The sequence below is a fragment of the Streptomyces fructofermentans genome (assembly GCF_014651055.1).
In the GTDB taxonomy this organism is placed as follows: Bacteria; Actinomycetota; Actinomycetes; order Streptomycetales; family Streptomycetaceae; genus Streptomyces; species Streptomyces fructofermentans.
In genome coordinates this window covers 178,165-194,490 of record NZ_BMWD01000004.1, presented here as the reverse complement: position 1 = coordinate 194,490, position 16,326 = coordinate 178,165, and the positions used below count along the sequence as shown (strand labels likewise).

The following is a 16,326-nucleotide window of genomic DNA, read 5'->3' as shown; positions in this document are numbered from 1 at the left end:
ACAGGGGGCGCACGGCCCCCGGCGTGGGCAACTCGGGCCGCTCGTGAAGGCTTTCGACCGATACACCCTCGGAACAGCTCGCTTCTGAATCCCGTTGAGTGGGTATCCACTCGGCGTGAGGGAGAACGCAGGGTGATCGACAACACACCCTCAGAGTCTTTCTGATCTAGGGTTTCAATCGACACCCACCCAGGTAGGGTCTGGAAGCGTCCAGCTCCCCTTGGAGGAGGTGAGGACCGTGGCAGCCCACGACGACGACATGAACCGCGGCATCCGCCCGGGACGAGGGTCCGACGACCCGTCCGGGCAGATTGCCTACCTTGAGCAGGAGATCGCCGTCCTGCGACGCAAGCTCGCCGACTCTCCGCGGCACACGAGGATTCTCGAAGAGCGGATCGTCGAGCTGCAGACCAACCTGGCCGGCGTGTCCGCGCAGAACGAGCGGCTCGCCAACACCCTCCGGGAGGCCCGCGACCAGATCGTGGCCCTCAAGGAGGAGGTCGACCGGCTCGCGCAGCCGCCGGCCGGATTCGGAGTCTTCCTCACGGCGAACGAGGACGGCACGGCCGACATCTTCACCGGGGGCCGCAAGCTCCGGGTGAACGTCAGCCCCGGCGTCGAGCTCGAGGAGCTCCGGCGCGGCCAGGAAGTGATGCTCAACGAAGCGCTCAACGTGGTCGAGGCCATGGAGTACGAGAGCGTCGGCGACATCGTCACCCTCAAGGAGATCCTCGAGGACGGCGAGCGCGCCCTCGTGGTGGGGCACACCGACGAGGAGCGGGTGGTGCGGCTCGCCGAGCCGCTGCTGGACATCACCATCCGCCCCGGCGACGCCCTGCTGCTCGAACCCCGTTCCGGCTACGTCTACGAGGTCGTGCCGAAGAGCGAGGTCGAGGAACTCGTCCTCGAAGAGGTCCCGGACATCGGCTACGAGCAGATCGGCGGTCTGGGCGGCCAGATCGAGATGATCCGCGACGCGGTCGAGCTCCCCTACCTCTACCCCGACCTGTTCAAGGAGCACGAACTGCGGCCGCCCAAGGGCGTCCTGCTGTACGGGCCCCCCGGATGCGGCAAGACGCTCATCGCCAAGGCCGTCGCCAACTCGCTGGCCAAGAAGGTCGCCGAGGTCACCGGCCAGGCCCAGGGCAAGAGCTTCTTCCTCAACATCAAGGGCCCCGAGCTCCTCAACAAGTACGTCGGCGAGACCGAGCGGCAGATCCGCCTCGTCTTCCAGCGTGCTCGTGAGAAGGCCAGCGAGGGCACCCCCGTCATCGTCTTCTTCGACGAGATGGAGTCCCTCTTCCGCACCCGCGGATCCGGTGTCAGCTCGGACGTGGAGAACACCATCGTCCCGCAGCTGCTCGCCGAGATCGACGGCGTGGAGGGCCTGCAGAACGTGGTCGTCATCGGCGCCTCGAACCGCGAGGACATGATCGACCCCGCGATCCTGCGCCCCGGCCGGCTCGACGTGAAGATCAAGATCGAGCGTCCCGACGCCGAAGCGGCCAAGGACATCTTCGGGAAGTACCTCACCGAGCGGCTCCCGCTGCACTCCGACGACGTTGGCGAGCACGGCGGCAGCAAGGCGACCACCGTCCAGAGCATGATCCAGACCGCCGTCGAGCACATGTACACCGAGTCCGAGGAGAACCGCTTCCTCGAGGTCACGTACGCCAACGGCGACAAGGAAGTCCTGTACTTCAAGGACTTCAACTCCGGCGCCATGATCGAGAACATCGTCGGCCGCGCCAAGAAGATGGCGATCAAGGACTTCCTCGAACACAGCCAGAAGGGCCTGCGGGTGTCCCACCTGCTCCAGGCCTGCGTGGACGAGTTCAAGGAGAACGAGGACCTGCCGAACACCACCAACCCGGACGACTGGGCCCGCATCTCCGGAAAGAAGGGTGAACGGATCGTCTACATCCGGACACTCATCACCGGAAAGCAGGGCGCGGACACCGGACGCTCCATCGACACGGTGGCCAACACCGGTCAATACCTGTAAAAGACGGGGTGGCTGCGGGTGCCCTCGACGGGTACCCGCAGCCGACTGTTTTCTACGGGCAGAGCCGGAGCAGAGCAATGACGCAAATGATCTCCCCACCAGCGCAAGGGCGTTCTAGGCTCTTCGGTACCGCCGAGTCGCGCAGTGCGGGGACGGGCACCGCACACGCACCGGAGCGCCAGCGGTACTTGAGCGGCGTCCCCGACCGAGGGCGCCGCCGGGCAAGGAGGGCCGCATGACCGTACGGCGAGTAATGGGCATCGAGACGGAGTACGGGATCTCCGTCCCCGGCCACCCCAACGCCAATGCCATGCTCACCTCGTCCCAGATCGTCAACGCCTACGCGGCGGCGATGCACCGGGCCCGGCGGGCCCGCTGGGACTTCGAGGAGGAGAACCCGCTGCGGGACGCGCGGGGCTTCGACCTCGCCCGCGAGGCCGCCGACACCAGCCAGCTCACCGACGAGGACATCGGCCTCGCCAACGTCATCCTCACCAACGGCGCGCGACTGTACGTGGACCACGCACACCCCGAGTACAGCTCACCCGAGGTCACCAACCCCTGGGACGCCGTCCTGTGGGACAAGGCCGGCGAGCGCATCATGGCCGAGGCCGCCGAGCGCGCGGCCCAGCTCCCCGGGGCCCAGCCCATCCACCTCTACAAGAACAACACCGACAACAAGGGCGCCTCGTACGGCACGCACGAGAACTATCTGATGAAGCGGGAGACCCCCTTCTCGGACATCGTGCGGCACCTGACGCCGTTCTTCGTCTCACGCCAGGTCGTCACCGGGGCGGGCCGCGTCGGGATCGGCCAGGACGGGCACGAGCACGGGTTCCAGCTCAGCCAGCGCGCCGACTACTTCGAGGTCGAGGTGGGCCTGGAGACCACCCTCAAGCGGCCCATCATCAACACCAGGGACGAGCCGCACGCGGACGCCGAGAAGTACCGCAGGCTGCACGTCATCATCGGCGACGCGAACCTGTCGGAGATCTCCACCTACCTCAAGCTCGGCACGACGGCCCTGGTCCTCTCCATGATCGAGGACGGCTTCATCGCCGTCGACCTCGCGGTGGACCAGCCGGTGCGCACGCTGCACCAGGTCTCGCACGACCCGGGCCTCAAACGCCTGATCACGCTCCGCAGCGGCCGGACACTCACCGCGGTCCAGCTCCAGATGGAGTACTTCGAGCTGGCTCGCAAGTACGTCGAGGAGCGGTTCGGCGCGGACGCGGACGACCAGACCAAGGACGTGCTGGCCCGCTGGGAGGACGTCCTCGGACGCCTGGAGACCGACCCGATGAGCCTGGCCGGAGAACTGGACTGGGTGGCCAAGCGGGAGCTGATGGAGGGCTACCGGCGCCGGGACAGCCTCGAATGGGACGCGGCCAGGCTGCACCTGGTCGACCTCCAGTACGCCGACGTGCGCCCCGAGAAGGGCCTCTACAACCGGCTGGCCGCCCGCGGCCGGATGAAGCGGCTGCTGGACGAGACGGACGTCGAGCGGGCCGAGACGAAGCCGCCCGAGGACACGCGCGCCTATTTCCGTGGGCGCTGCCTCGAACAGTACGCGGACGACGTCGCGGCGGCCTCCTGGGACTCGGTGATCTTCGATCTGCCGGGCCGTGACTCGCTCCAGCGGGTTCCAACCCTGGAGCCGCTTCGCGGAACGCGTAATCACGTCAAGGAGCTCCTTGACCGCTGCCGGACGGCAGAAGACCTGGTCAAGGTCCTGTCGGGCAACTGACGGGTCCGACACCGGCCCGAGGGCCGATGCGGCCGGGAGAGGTGGAAAGGCGTGGTGTCCGGGAATCATCGAGGTGGTTCCCGGACGTTGGAGCAACTGTGGGGCCGATGTCGGACCCTGCTTGTAGGGTCTGATCAAGAACGTCGAACCGAGCGGGGTGAGGGTTATGGCGACCAAGGACACCGGCGGCGGACAGCAGAAGGCGACGCGCAGCACCGAGGAGGTCGAGGAGACCGCGCAGGAAGCGCAGGGCTCCGAGGACCTCAAGGAGCGCCAGGAGAAGCTGAGCGACGACGTCGACTCGGTTCTGGACGAGATCGACGACGTCCTCGAGGAGAATGCCGAGGACTTCGTTCGCTCATTTGTCCAGAAGGGTGGCGAGTAGCCTTCGGAACAGAGGCGCGAAAAGCCTCTGGAGTGGTGATCGACGGCGACGCGGAGTGCTGCTCGCGGTAGCAGGGATTGAAAACCGCGAGCGGCCTTCGCGAGTGGCGGGGAGACCCGTGACGGTTCGCAGGCCCACTGCCGTGAGTTCCGGCGGAATACCGCCGGACCCGGTGGCGGGCGAGAAGGCAACGGCGACGGCCCGAGGGTGAATGCGCCCGAGGGCCATGAATTCCGCCGGGGCCGCGGGGGAGGCCGAGCCCCGCGGCGACCGGCACCCCGATGCGACCGCCTCCGACGGTCTCCCGACGCGTTGCAGGGTGGGCGGAGCGGTCGAGGGGCGCGCGGCAGCCGAGGCGTCGGCACGGTCTCACCGAGGCCGTCCCGGGACGAGGCGGCCGCCTCGTGACGAGGGCTCCGAGTGATCTGTTCGAAAGCTCCCGCCATTCATGTGGATCACTGCCACAGGGCGGGTAGTGTCCGTGGCGTACTGTGCTTCAACTGCAATTCGGCCATCGGCAAGTTGGGAGATCATCCCGACACTGTTCGTCGGGCTGCCGCCTACTTGGAAGGATCCCCGTGGAAGCCAACACTCGTAGCACCGGGCGTCTACCGGCTGCCTTCCTGACGCCAGGGTCGTCGTCCTTCATGGACTTCCTTTCCGAGCACCAGCCGGACATGCTCCCCGGCATGCGGCAACTGCCGCCCGTCCAGGGGGTGATCGAGGCGCCGCACGGCACGACCATCGTGGCCGTCACGTTCCCCGGCGGTGTCGTCCTCGCCGGCGACCGGCGGGCCACCATGGGCAATGTCATCGCCCAGCGCGACATCGAGAAGGTCTTCCCGGCCGACGAGTACTCGGCGGTGGGCATCGCCGGCACGGCGGGCCTGGCCGTCGAGATGGTGAAGCTGTTCCAGCTGGAGCTGGAGCACTTCGAGAAGGTCGAGGGCGCCACGCTCTCCCTGGAGGGCAAGGCGAACCGCCTGTCCACGATGATCCGGTCCAACCTCGCGATGGCGATGCAGGGACTGGCGGTGGTCCCGCTCTTCGCGGGCTACGACGTGGACCGGGAGCGGGGCCGCATCTTCTCGTACGACGTCACGGGCGGCCGTTCCGAGGAGCACGGCTACGCCGCCACGGGCTCCGGCTCGCTCTTCGCCCGGAGCGCCATGAAGAAGCTCTACGCCAAGGACCTGACCGAGGAGCAGGCCACGACGCTCGTCGTGCAGGCGCTGTACGACGCGGCCGACGACGACTCGGCGACCGGTGGTCCCGATGTCGCGCGCCGGATCTACCCGATCGTCACCGTGATCACCGAAGAGGGTTTCCGCAGGCTGACCGACGACGAGTCGTCCGAGATCGCCCGCGCGATCCTGGCCCGGCGTCTGGAGCAGCCCGACGGCCCGCGCGCCGAGCTGCTCTGAGCCGCGGCCCCCGATGCATCAAGGTGATCCAGTGACTTCGACAGAAAGGGACGGATAACCGGTGTCGACGCCGTTCTATGTCTCACCCCAGCAGGCCATGGCCGACCGGGCCGAGTACGCCCGCAAGGGCATCGCCCGCGGTCGCAGCCTCGTCGTGCTGCAGTTCGCCGACGGCATCGTGTTCGTCGGCGAGAACCCGTCCCGTGCGCTGCACAAGTTCAGCGAGATCTACGACCGGATCGGCTTCGCGGCCGCCGGCAAGTACAACGAGTACGAGAACCTCCGGATCGGCGGTGTCCGTTACGCGGATCTGCGGGGCTACACCTACGACCGCGACGACGTGACCGCCCGCGGTCTCGCCAACGTGTACGCCCAGACCCTCGGCACGATCTTCTCGTCCGCGGCCGAGAAGCCGTACGAGGTGGAGCTGGTCGTCGCCGAGGTGGGGGACACGCCCGAGGGCGACCAGATCTACCGTCTGCCGCACGACGGGTCGATCGTCGACGAGCACGGTTCGGTCGCGGTGGGCGGCAACGCCGAGCAGATCAGCACGTACCTGGATCAGCGGCACCAGGACGGCATGTCGCTGGCGGAGGCGCTCAAGCTGGCCGTACAGGCCCTGTCCCGCGACACCAACGGCAGTGAGCGGGAGATTCCGGCGGAGCGGCTGGAGGTCGCGGTGCTGGACCGGACGCGTCCGCAGCAGCGCAAGTTCAAGCGCATCGTCGGCCGTCAGCTCGATCGGCTCCTGGAGGTCGGTGGGGCGTCCACCGCCGCGGAGGCCGAGGCGGACGAGGCCGAGGAGACCGCGGAGGCCGACGGGGAGGAGTGACCTCCTCGTCGTCGACCGGCGTTCCGAGACGTACGTGTGCGCGCCCCGGCCCGGGTGGGTCGGGGCGCGTTTCGTGGTGGGCCGTGGGCCGTGAGCGGCGCGAGGGCGGCTCAGAGGGCGGCCGGTGGGGCTGTGGAGCCCCGGGTGACGAGCCGGACCGGGATGTCGCCCGGAGCGGGTTCGCGGCCGTCCATGACGGCGAGGAGGGCCTCCATGCCGCGTTCGCCGAAGAGTTCGGCCTCCAGCCGCACGGTGGTCAGTTCCGGGTCGATGGCCCTGGCCAGGGCCAGGTCGTCGAGGCCGGTGACGGACAGGTCCTCGGGGATGCGCAGGCCGAGCCGGCGGGCGGCCTTGTAGCAGCCCGCCGCCAGCTTGTCGTCGTCGCAGACCACCGCGGTGGGCCGGGGGCCGGGAGCGGAGAGGGCCGCCTCGCAGGCGGCGCGGGCGCCGTCCATGGAGATCGCGGCGGTGGCCGTGCGCAGGTCGGTGCCGGGTACCGCGGCGAGGCGTTCGGCGAGTTCTCCGGCGCGCACCTCGAAGGTCCAGGAGGGGATGTCGGCCGCGAGGTGGAGGAAGCGGCGGTGGCCCAGTGCCAGGAGGTGTTCGGCGACCTGGCGGACCCCGTCGCGGATGTCGAGGTTGACGGTGGCGGCGCCGGTGCCGGCCGCGGGATCGCTGTCCAGCATGACGAGGGGGAGCTGGTCGCCGCGGATCGCGGTGAGGGCCTCGGCGGCCATCGAGGAGGCGATCACCCCGTCCAGGGCGGCCTGGGCGGAGGCGAAGGGGTTGCGGGCGGGGCCGATGCCCTCGGGGGAGGGGTAGAGGACGACACCGAAGCCGTGCCGGGCGGCCACGCGGGCCGCGCCCGTGTAGACGCCGGCGAAGAACTCGGTCGTGAGGGCGGGCACGACGAGCAGGACGGTGCGGGTGCTGCCCAGGCGCAGGTTGCGGGCGGCGAGGTTGGGCCGGTAGCCCAGCTCCCTGGCGGCCTCGCGCACGCGCTCGGCGGTGCCGGCGGAGACGCGGCCGCGCCATTTGTCGCCGAGCACGAGGGAGACGGCCGCCTGGGACACTCCGGCGGCCTGCGCGACGTCGCGGCTCGTGGGGCGGGGGCTGCCTGCGGCCACCGGTGACCTGTCTTTCTGCTGGACTCGCGGACTGCGCTCATGGTACGTATGACGAGCGACGTTATACGTAAAACTTCCGCGCTTCCGCCGCTCCCACCGCCTCCGCGACCCCTGCCGGGGCCCGGCGGGCGGCCGGTGCGGCCGCGGGGCCGAGAGGGGCAGGACATGGCCACGGGATATCTGGAGATCCTCCGGACGAGGCATGCCACGCGGCTCCTCGTGGGCACCCTGGTGGGCCGGCTGCCGAACGCCACGGGCGCCATCGCCATCGTGCTGTTCGTCCGGGCCGCGGGCGGCACCTACAGCCTCGCCGGAGCGCTCGCCGCCGTCTACGGCGTGGCCAACGCCGTCGGGCAGCCGCTGCTGGGCCGGCTCGTCGACCTGTACGGCCAGCCGCGTGTCCAGCTTCCGGCCGCTCTCGTCTCGGCCCTCGGGATGACCGGGCTGGCCCTCGCCGGCATCGAGCCGCTTCCGCTCGCGTACGCGCTGACCGTCGTCGCCGGGTTGTTCACCCCGCCCTTGGAGGGCGGGCTCCGGGCATTGTGGCCCGCCGTGCTGCGCAGGCAGGACCAGGTGCACACGGCGTACGCGATGGACGCGGTGGCGCAAGAAGTCATGTTCACCGTCGGGCCGTTGCTCGTGACGCTCTGCGTGGCCGTGTGGTCGGCGCAGGCGGCTCTGATCGTCCTCAACGTCATCGGCGTACTCGGCGCCCTGTCCGTGGTGCTCTCGCACCCCTCGCGCGCCTGGCGTTCGGCGCCGCGCGAGGCGCACTGGCTGGGGGCGCTGCGCTCGCCGGGGCTGCTGGCGCTGCTGGGGGCCTTCCTCTTCGTCGGCATCGCGCTCGGCTCCATCACGGTCGCGTCGATCTCGTACGCGGACGACCACGGCGGCGACGCGACGTACGGCTGGCTGATGGCGGCTCTCGGCCTCGGCGCGCTCGTGGGCGGCACGGTGTACGGGGCGCGGCAGTGGGCCGGGGCGCCGGAGCGGCGACTGCGGGTGCTGGTGGGGCTGCTGGCGGTCTGTTACCTGCCGCTGATGCTGGTGCCGGGCGCGGTCGCGATGACCGCGCTGGTGGCGCTCGCCGGGGTGTTCCTCGCGCCCTGCATCGCCTGCGCGTTCATCATCGTGGACCGGCACGCGCCGAGGGGCACGGTCACCGAGGCGTTCTCGTGGCTGGTGACGACGTTCACCGTCGGCGCGTCGGTCGGAACGGGCCTCGCGGGGCCGGTCGTCCAGTGGGGCGGGGCCGTCCGGGGCTTCGCGGTGCCGGCCGTCGCGGGCGGTGTCGCGCTGCTCGTCCTGCTGGCCACCGGGCGGGTCCTCGCAGCTACGGGCGGCGGTGCGGTGGTTGAGGGAAGTTCGGAAAATGATCGAAACGGTGCCGCCGAACCCCGTTTCAGCGCAGGGCATCAGGCGTAATGTTCAGTCATGGACCGCCGCATTTTCGGGCTGGAGAACGAGTACGGCGTCACGTGTACGTTCAGGGGACAGCGGCGCCTGTCTCCCGACGAGGTGGCGCGGTACCTCTTCCGCCGTGTCGTGTCATGGGGCCGCAGCAGCAATGTCTTTCTGCGAAACGGCGCCCGCCTGTATCTCGACGTGGGATCACATCCGGAATACGCGACTCCCGAATGTGACAACGTGACGGAACTCGTCACCCACGACAAGGCCGGCGAGCGCATTCTGGAAGGACTCCTGGTAGACGCCGAACGACGCCTGCACGAGGAAGGAATCGCGGGCGACGTCTATCTCTTCAAGAACAACACCGACTCTGCCGGCAACTCGTACGGCTGCCACGAGAACTATCTGGTGGCACGCCACGGGGAGTTCTCCCGGCTCGCGGACATCCTCATCCCGTTCCTCGTCACGCGGCAGCTCCTCTGCGGCGCCGGCAAGGTGCTGCAGACACCACGGGGTGCCGTGTTCTGCGTGAGCCAGCGGGCCGAGCACATCTGGGAGGGCGTCTCCTCGGCGACGACCCGTTCCCGGCCCATCATCAACACCCGGGACGAGCCGCACGCGGACGCCGAGCGCTACCGCCGTCTGCATGTGATCGTCGGCGACTCGAACATGTCCGAGACGACCATGCTCCTCAAGGTCGGCGCGACCGACCTGGTGCTGCGCATGATCGAGGCGGGCACCGTCATGCGGGACCTCACGCTGGAGAACCCCATTCGGGCGATCCGCGAGGTCAGCCACGACATCACCGGCCGGCGCAAGGTGCGCCTGGCCAGCGGCCGCGAGGCCTCCGCGCTGGAGGTGCAGCGCGAGTACTACGAGAAGGCCGTGGACTTCGTCGAGCGCCGCGGCATCCGTACCGGAACCGTCGACCAGGTGCTGGAGCTGTGGGGCCGGGTGCTCGACTCGATCGAGGCCGAGGACCTCGACCGCATCGGCACCGAGATCGACTGGGTCATGAAGCACAAGCTCATCGAGCGGTACCGCGCCAAGCACAACATGACGATGTCGCACCCGCGCGTCGCGCAGATAGACCTCGCCTACCACGACATCCACCGTCGCCGGGGTCTGTACTACCTGCTGGAGAAGCGCGGGCAAGCCGCGCGGATCTGCAACGACTTGAAGATCTTCGAGGGGAAGTCCGTACCGCCGCAGACCACTCGGGCCCGACTGCGCGGCGACTTCATCCGCAGGGCGCAGGAGCAGCGCCGTGACTTCACCGTCGACTGGGTCCACCTGAAGCTCAACGACCAGGCACAGCGCACCGTGTTGTGCAAGGACCCCTTCCGGTCGGTGGACGACAGGGTGGAGAAGCTCATCGCCGGAATGTGACCACACGCGTCCCGGGACTCCCGGAACGCAACGCGGGGCGCCGTACGTTGTCCGTGCGGCGCCCTTCTCACGTCGTAGAGTTGCGCGCACGCCATCAACCAAGATCGACCGATACGAGGCCCCCACCGTGCGCCGACGCTCACTCCTTCTCGCTGTTCCCGCTGGACTGGTCACACTCGCCGGATGCGGTGACGACGACAAGTCGGACAAGGCGAAGCCCAGCGAAAGCCCGTCCCCTTCGGCCTCGGCGTCCGCGCCCCCGCCGCCGAAGATCGTCGACGGGCCGCTGCCGGCCATCACGGCCGGGGTGAAGTTCGGTGAGAAGCCGACGGTCGCCAAGGGCACCGGCGACCCCTCGAAGGACCTCGCGGTCAAGACGGTCATCCCGGGCACGGGCAGCACGGTCGCCGAGAACGACTTCATCCAGGCCAACTACCTGGGCCAGGTCTGGGCCACGGCGAAGGTCTTCGACAACTCGTACGACCGCAAGACGCCGCTGGTCATCCAGCTCGCGCAGGGCCAGATCATCGACGGCTGGCGGTACGCGCTGACGGGCAAGAAGACCGGCAGCCGCGTGCAGATGTCGGTGCCGCCGACCTGGGGCTACGGGACGACGGGCAACGAGGCGGCGGGCATCAAGGGCACCGACACGCTGGTCTTCGTCGTCGACATCGAGGAGACCTTCAACAGCAAGAGCTCGGCCAAGGGCAAGGTCGTCCCGCAGAACGACGCGGCCCTGCCGAAGGTGGGCACGAACACCGACGGCAAGGCGCCCTCGATCGACGTCCCGAAGAAGGCGGCGCCGACGAAGCTCGTCGCCGACTACATCCTGGAGGGCGACGGCGCCGAGGTCGGCGAGGGCGACAGCCTGCTCGTCCAGTACAAGGGCGTGCTGTGGGCCGACGGCAAGGAGTTCGACTCCACCTACAGCCGCGGGCAGCTGACCTCGTTCCCGCTGGCGCAGGTCGTCAAGGGCTGGGCGCAGGGACTGACCGGCAAGAAGGTCGGCAGCCGTGTGCTGATCGTCGTTCCGCCGGCCCTCGGCTACGGGGACAGCCCGCCGCAGGGCAGCGGCATCAAGAAGGACTCGGTGCTGGTCTTCTCCGTGGACATCCTCGCGAAGATGTGACCCCGCCGGAAGTGCAAGACTGTCCGGGTCGCCCTGTTGACCGACAGGCGCGGCGAACACGTGCCGTACACAAGCAGGAGCTAGAGACGTGAGCATCGAGAAGCCCGAGATCGACTTCCCGGGCGGCGAGCCCCCGGCGGACCTCGAGATCAAGGACATCTGGGAGGGCGAGGGCGAGGTGGCCAAGGCGGGCGACACCGTCTCCGTCCACTACGTCGGCGTGGCCTTCTCCACCGGCGAGGAGTTCGACGCGTCCTGGAACCGCGGTACGCCGCTCAAGTTCCAGCTGGGCGTCGGCCAGGTCATCGCGGGCTGGGACCAGGGCGTGCAGGGCATGAAGGTCGGCGGCCGCCGCCAGCTGGTCATCCCCGCGCACCTCGCCTACGGCGACCGCGGTGCCGGCGGCCGTATCGGCCCCGGCGAGACGCTGATCTTCGTCTGCGATCTCGTCGCGGTCTGAGCGTCGGGGACCGGGCTCCGGTCCGCCCCCACCAGCCGGGTGATCACCGCTTGACCGGAGTTGATCACTTGGGGCCCATGCCTGTCCGGGCATGGGCCCTCGGCTTTTGCCCCGACACCCCGGGGCGGTACGGTCGACGATCGGAAGCACCATAGGGAAGGGCATCGATGGCCATTGCCAAGGCAGAGCGGCTGATGAACCTGGCGCTGTGTCTGCTCGGGACGCGGCGGCCGCTCAGCAAGCGCGAGCTGCGCGAGTCCATCGAGGCCTATCTGGAAGCCGGCTCGGACGACTCCTTCAACCGCATGTTCGAGCGCGACAAGGACGACCTGCGCGAGCTGGGACTGGTGATCGAGACCGTCGAGAACCTCGACGGCGAGGTCGGCTACCTGGCGCGCCGCGACAGCAACCGCCTGCCGCCGATCACCCTCGACGCCGAGGAGGCCGCGGCCCTGGGCCTGGCCGCCAAGGTCTGGCAGCAGGCCCGCCTCGCGGGCGCGGCCAGCGGCGCCCTGCAGAAGCTGCGCGCCGCGGGGCTGCCCGAGGGCGTCGACCCGTACGAGGCGCACGGAGCCCTGGAGCCGCGGATCCCGGTGCACGAGGCAGCCTTCGAGCCGCTCATGCTCGCCTGCCGCGACCGGCGGCCGGTCACCTTCGACTACCGCAAGGCCACCGCGGCCCGGCCCGAGCCCCGCCAGGTCGAGCCCTGGGCCCTGGAGTGCTGGCGCGGCCACTGGTACCTGGCCGGCTGGGACCGCGACCGGGGTGCCGAGCGGGTCTTCCGGCTCTCCCGGATCACCGGCAAGGTCCGCGCGCGCAACGGCGCGTACACGGCCGCGGTGCCCGACGTCGTGACCGTGCGGGAGACCGTCGCGGGCTGGGCCGGGGACATCGCCGACCGCACCGCGCTGATCCGGCTGCGCTCGGGCTCCGGATACCCGCTGCGCGCCAAGTCCGCCTCGGTGCGGGAACTCGGCGACGGCTGGGACGAGTTGGAGATTCCGTACGGCCACGGCCTGGACGCCTGGCTCGTCGAGTTCGGGCCCGACGTGGTGGTCCTCGAACCCGCCGAGCTGCGGGCCGACGTCGTGGACCGGCTGCGCGCAGTGGCCAAGGGCTGAGGGGAACACAGGAACGTGGCAGGAAAACCGGCCAGGCCCACGAACGCGATCGACCAGACCCGGCGGATGCTCTCCCTGGTGACGTATCTGCGCGAGCGCCCCGGCGCCCGCGTCGAGGACGTCGCCCGGGCCTTCGGCATCACCGAGGACGAGCTGATCTCCGACCTCGACGTACTGCCGCTGTGCGGGACCAGCTTCCGCGGCGGCGACCTGCTCGACATCGACACGGACGGCGACCGCATCTGGTGGCGCAATCCCGGTGCGCTGGCCGCCGAGGCCGCCGAGCCGCTGCGGATCGCCGCCGACGAGGCGACCGCCCTCCTGGTGGCCGCCCGCGCGGTGTCGACCCTGCCCGGGCTGCGCGAGGGCGACCGGCAGGCGCTGCTGCGGGCCACCGCGAAGGTGGAGGCGGCCGCGGGCGAGGCGGCCGGGGCCAGCTCACGGCTCTCGGTCACCTTCGAGTCCGAGGGCGGTGTCTTCGCGGACGTCGACCGGGCCATCTCCGAGCGCCGCCGGCTGTGGATCCGCTACTACTCGCCCTCGCGGGACGAGCTGAGCGAGCGGGAGATCGACCCGATCCGACTGGTCAGCGTCGGCCACACCTACGTGGAGGCCTGGTGCCGCCGCTCCGAGGCCCGGCGCACCTTCCGGCTGGACCGGGTGGCCGAGATCAAGATCCTCGACGAGCCGTCCGCGCCTCCCGAGATCGAACTGCGGGACCTCTCCGAAGCGCTGGTGCAGCCGGCCGCGGAGGACCCCGAGGTGGTGATCGAGGTCGGTCCCGGCGGGCGCTGGGTCGCCGAGTACTACCCTCACGACAGCGCGGAGGAACTGCCCGACGGCGGTCTGCGCATCACGCTGCGCGCCCCCGATCCCGGGTCGCTGCGGCGGCTCGCGCTGCGGCTGGGTCGCGACGGCCGGATCGTGTCGCCGCAGGACGTCGCGGACAGCGCCCGGCAGGCGGCCCGCGAGGCACTGCTCGCCTACGACGCGCCCCAGGACGCGTACCCGGCGCCGGACCGGCCGCGGGCCACCCCCGCGCCTCAAGCCGCCCCCGCGCCCGACTCCGCCCCCGCGCCCGACTCCGCCCCCGCGCCGAAGGCCGCTCCGGCCCCGAAGGGCGCGGCAGCGCAGACCGGGACCGGCGGCACGGAGCCGCGCACGGACGCGGGGAGCGTGACCGGCACCGCGACCGGAGTCGGGGCCGTACCCCGCCCGGACTCCGGACCGCGCGCGGTCCGGGACGAGATGTACGACAGGCAGGAGCAGGGTCTGTGAGCGCGTCGCCGACGGCCGGTACCAGGGAGATGTCCGTGGCGTCCGCGTTCTCGGGGATGACCCGGGCGCGTCCCGTGGTGTTCAGGGTCGCCTGCCCCGACTGCCGCGGCGGGTTCGAACTCGCCGCGGCGGCGTTCCGGCTCGCCATCGGGGCCACGCACCGGACCACCTTCTACTCGTTCACCTGCCCGGAGTGCGGCACCGCGGTGCGCAAGCCGGCGGGGGAGCGCATCGTCGAACTCCTCACCGGTGGAGGGGTGCGCACTCTGCGGCTGCACCCCACCGTCTAGGCTCGGGCCATGTTCTGGCCGATGCTCGCCATCGCTGCGGGTTTCCTGGGAATCGCCGTCATCGGCGTCCTCGCCGTCCGTGTCTTCGTCGAGGCGGAGCGACTGGGCAGCCAGGTCGCCGAATCCACGCGCAGGATCAACCGGGCCGCCGAGGACCTGGAACGCGCGTCCGTCGGCGTGGCCCGTTCCGCGGACGCCCTCTGACCGTGGCGCGCTCTCTTTGAGCCACTGCGACCTGTCAGAGGCGCAGGCGCGGCAGGTACGCTGCTGATCGTGGCCCGGAGAACGAGGCGCGGGTCGCGGAACGGGAGTACGCACGGGGATTGCTTCGCGTTCACCCCCGAGCGTTACGATCGCTGCCGGCACGATCGTCGGACAGGTGTCCGACCGGTCGGGCAGCCACCCAACCACGCCGCCTCGGTGAGAAGGTAAAGACTTATGTTCGGAAGGCTCGGCGCTCCCGAGATCATTCTCATCCTCGTCGTCATCATCCTGCTGTTCGGCGCGAAGAAGCTTCCGGACATGGCTCGCTCCCTGGGCAAGTCCGCTCGCATCCTCAAGAGCGAGGCCAAGGCGATGAAGACCGAGGGCCAGGACAGCGCATCCGCCCCCGCCGCCCCGCCGCACGACGACCAGCAGCCCCCGGCCCAGCGCACCATCCAGGCCGCTCCCGGCGACGTGACCAGCTCGCGCCCGGTGGCCGAGCCGACGGACACGACCAAGCGCTGACGCAGGGCCGGTGACCTCCGGCCCGCCGCACGAGATGGGAACGTGGGTTGCTCAAGTCCGCCCGCAAGCAGGAGAAGGATCCCGAGGGGCGGATGCCGCTCGCGGAGCACCTTCGCGAGCTCCGCAACCGGCTCGCGAAGGCGATGCTGGCCATCGTCCTCGTCACGATCGTCGCCGCCTTCTTCTACAACGACATCATCAACTTCTTCACCGAGCCCATCCTCAAGGAGGTGGGCTGCGGGAAGACCTTCGAAGAGCTGGCGAAGTCGACCTCCGACGAACCCTGCGCGCGCATCACCATCAACGGCCTCCTCGGCCCCTTCACGCTGGCGCTCAAGGTGTCGCTGATGGCCGGTGTCGTGCTGGCCTCCCCGGTCTGGCTCTACCAGCTGTGGGCGTTCGTCGCGCCGGGCCTGCACCGCAGTGAGAAGAAGTACGCCTACGGCTTCGTCGCGTCGGGCGTACCGCTCTTCCTCGGCGGCGCCTTCTTCGCGTACAAGGTGCTGCCCACCACCGCGAAGGTGCTGATGGAGTTCACGCCGTTCGGCGTGGACAACCTGCTGCCCCTGGACGACCTGCTCGACCTCGTGACCCGCATGGTGGTCGTGTTCGGCCTCTCCTTCGAGCTGCCGCTGCTCCTGGTGATGCTCAACATGGCGGGGGTGATCACCGGCAGGCGGATGCTCGGCTGGTGGCGCGCCATGATCATGGGCATCACCGTGTTCGCGGCGGTCGCCACGCCCAGCACCGACCCGCTGACGATGCTGGCGCTGGCAGGCCCCATCTGGGTCCTGTACTTCGCCGCCGCGGGCATCTCCCTGCTGAACGACCGCCGCAGGGCCCGCCGCGAGGCCGAAGGGCCGGACGACGACGAGGCCTCCGAACTCGACCTCACCCCCGAGGACATCGGCGAGATCGAGACCGTGCCCGGGCCGCGCGCGCTGCCCGCGCAGGCGGACTCCGAGCGGGACCGCGTCAACGGTTATGACGACGTGACCTGACG

General features: G+C 70.0%; 16 protein-coding genes and 1 pseudogene. 16 read left to right on the top strand and 1 reads right to left on the bottom strand.

Translation table 11 applies throughout. The annotated features are described in order from the left end of the window. The first annotated feature begins 238 nt into the window (after positions 1–238). The 6 genes from arc to prcA all read left to right on the top strand — a co-directional run bounded on the left by arc (position 239) and on the right by prcA (position 6,393). Entirely contained in the window at positions 239–2,005 is a 1,767-nt protein-coding gene (gene arc, locus IE265_RS07740; protein ID WP_190034624.1) for a proteasome ATPase, read from the top strand. A 235-nt stretch (positions 2,006–2,240) separates the two neighbouring features. Further along, a complete protein-coding gene (gene dop / locus IE265_RS07735) occupies positions 2,241–3,752 on the top strand; it encodes a depupylase/deamidase Dop (RefSeq protein ID WP_359310770.1) in 1,512 nt (503 codons plus the stop codon). A 166-nt stretch (positions 3,753–3,918) separates the two neighbouring features. Beyond that, positions 3,919–4,137, top strand: coding sequence for a ubiquitin-like protein Pup (locus tag IE265_RS07730; protein WP_190034623.1), 219 nt, complete (start codon positions 3,919–3,921; stop codon positions 4,135–4,137). 420 nt (positions 4,138–4,557) lie between these two features. Next, positions 4,558–4,764 carry an endonuclease domain-containing protein gene (locus IE265_RS38235; RefSeq protein ID WP_308434778.1) on the top strand — a complete coding sequence of 69 codons (207 nt, stop codon included), beginning with the start codon at positions 4,558–4,560 and terminating at the stop codon, positions 4,762–4,764. Continuing rightward, positions 4,716–5,561, top strand: a complete 846-nt coding sequence (gene prcB, locus IE265_RS07720; RefSeq protein ID WP_190034622.1) for a proteasome subunit beta — start codon at positions 4,716–4,718, stop codon at positions 5,559–5,561. The genes IE265_RS38235 and prcB overlap by 49 nt, the downstream gene beginning before the upstream one ends. A 61-nt stretch (positions 5,562–5,622) precedes the next feature. After that, on the top strand, positions 5,623–6,393 hold the full coding sequence (prcA, locus tag IE265_RS07715) for a proteasome subunit alpha (RefSeq protein WP_190034621.1): 771 nt from the start codon (positions 5,623–5,625) through the stop codon (positions 6,391–6,393). Between the two features lie 110 nt (positions 6,394–6,503). On the opposite strand, the gene IE265_RS07710 is transcribed toward prcA, so the two are convergent. After that, positions 6,504–7,520, bottom strand: a complete 1,017-nt coding sequence (locus tag IE265_RS07710) for a LacI family DNA-binding transcriptional regulator (protein WP_190034620.1) — start codon at positions 7,518–7,520, stop codon at positions 6,504–6,506. A gap of 165 nt (positions 7,521–7,685) precedes the next feature. Here IE265_RS07710 and IE265_RS07705 point away from each other — a divergent pair, with 165 nt between their 5' ends. From IE265_RS07705 to tatC, 10 genes and pseudogenes are all read left to right on the top strand, one after another. Beyond that, positions 7,686–8,945, top strand: a complete 1,260-nt coding sequence (locus tag IE265_RS07705) for an MFS transporter (RefSeq protein ID WP_190034619.1) — start codon at positions 7,686–7,688, stop codon at positions 8,943–8,945. Between the two features lie 9 nt (positions 8,946–8,954). Continuing rightward, positions 8,955–10,316, top strand: coding sequence for a Pup--protein ligase (gene pafA, locus IE265_RS07700; protein WP_190034618.1), 1,362 nt, complete (start codon positions 8,955–8,957; stop codon positions 10,314–10,316). Between the two features lie 127 nt (positions 10,317–10,443). Continuing rightward, positions 10,444–11,445: an FKBP-type peptidyl-prolyl cis-trans isomerase gene (locus IE265_RS07695; protein WP_190034617.1), complete on the top strand. Its 1,002-nt coding sequence runs from the start codon at positions 10,444–10,446 to the stop codon at positions 11,443–11,445. Positions 11,446–11,533: 88 nt separating this feature from the next. Continuing rightward, complete coding sequence (locus tag IE265_RS07690) at positions 11,534–11,905, top strand: FKBP-type peptidyl-prolyl cis-trans isomerase (RefSeq protein ID WP_190034616.1); 372 nt, start codon at positions 11,534–11,536, stop codon at positions 11,903–11,905. A gap of 167 nt (positions 11,906–12,072) precedes the next feature. Continuing rightward, positions 12,073–13,026, top strand: coding sequence for a helix-turn-helix transcriptional regulator (locus IE265_RS07685; protein ID WP_190034615.1), 954 nt, complete (start codon positions 12,073–12,075; stop codon positions 13,024–13,026). Positions 13,027–13,092: 66 nt separating this feature from the next. Then, positions 13,093–14,020, top strand: a pseudogene (locus IE265_RS07680) (helix-turn-helix transcriptional regulator); the annotation flags it as partial. Between the two features lie 313 nt (positions 14,021–14,333). Further along, positions 14,334–14,594 carry a hypothetical protein gene (locus tag IE265_RS07675; RefSeq protein WP_373302916.1) on the top strand — a complete coding sequence of 87 codons (261 nt, stop codon included), beginning with the start codon at positions 14,334–14,336 and terminating at the stop codon, positions 14,592–14,594. Positions 14,595–14,603: 9 nt separating this feature from the next. Continuing rightward, positions 14,604–14,798, top strand: a complete 195-nt coding sequence (locus IE265_RS07670) for a hypothetical protein (protein ID WP_190034612.1) — start codon at positions 14,604–14,606, stop codon at positions 14,796–14,798. Between the two features lie 234 nt (positions 14,799–15,032). Beyond that, the gene (gene tatA, locus IE265_RS07665; protein WP_190034611.1) at positions 15,033–15,323 is read left to right on the top strand and encodes a Sec-independent protein translocase subunit TatA; all 291 of its coding nucleotides are present in this window, start codon (positions 15,033–15,035) and stop codon (positions 15,321–15,323) included. A gap of 47 nt (positions 15,324–15,370) precedes the next feature. Continuing rightward, the gene (gene tatC / locus IE265_RS07660) at positions 15,371–16,324 is read left to right on the top strand and encodes a twin-arginine translocase subunit TatC (protein ID WP_190034610.1); all 954 of its coding nucleotides are present in this window, start codon (positions 15,371–15,373) and stop codon (positions 16,322–16,324) included. Positions 16,325–16,326 lie beyond the last annotated feature (2 nt).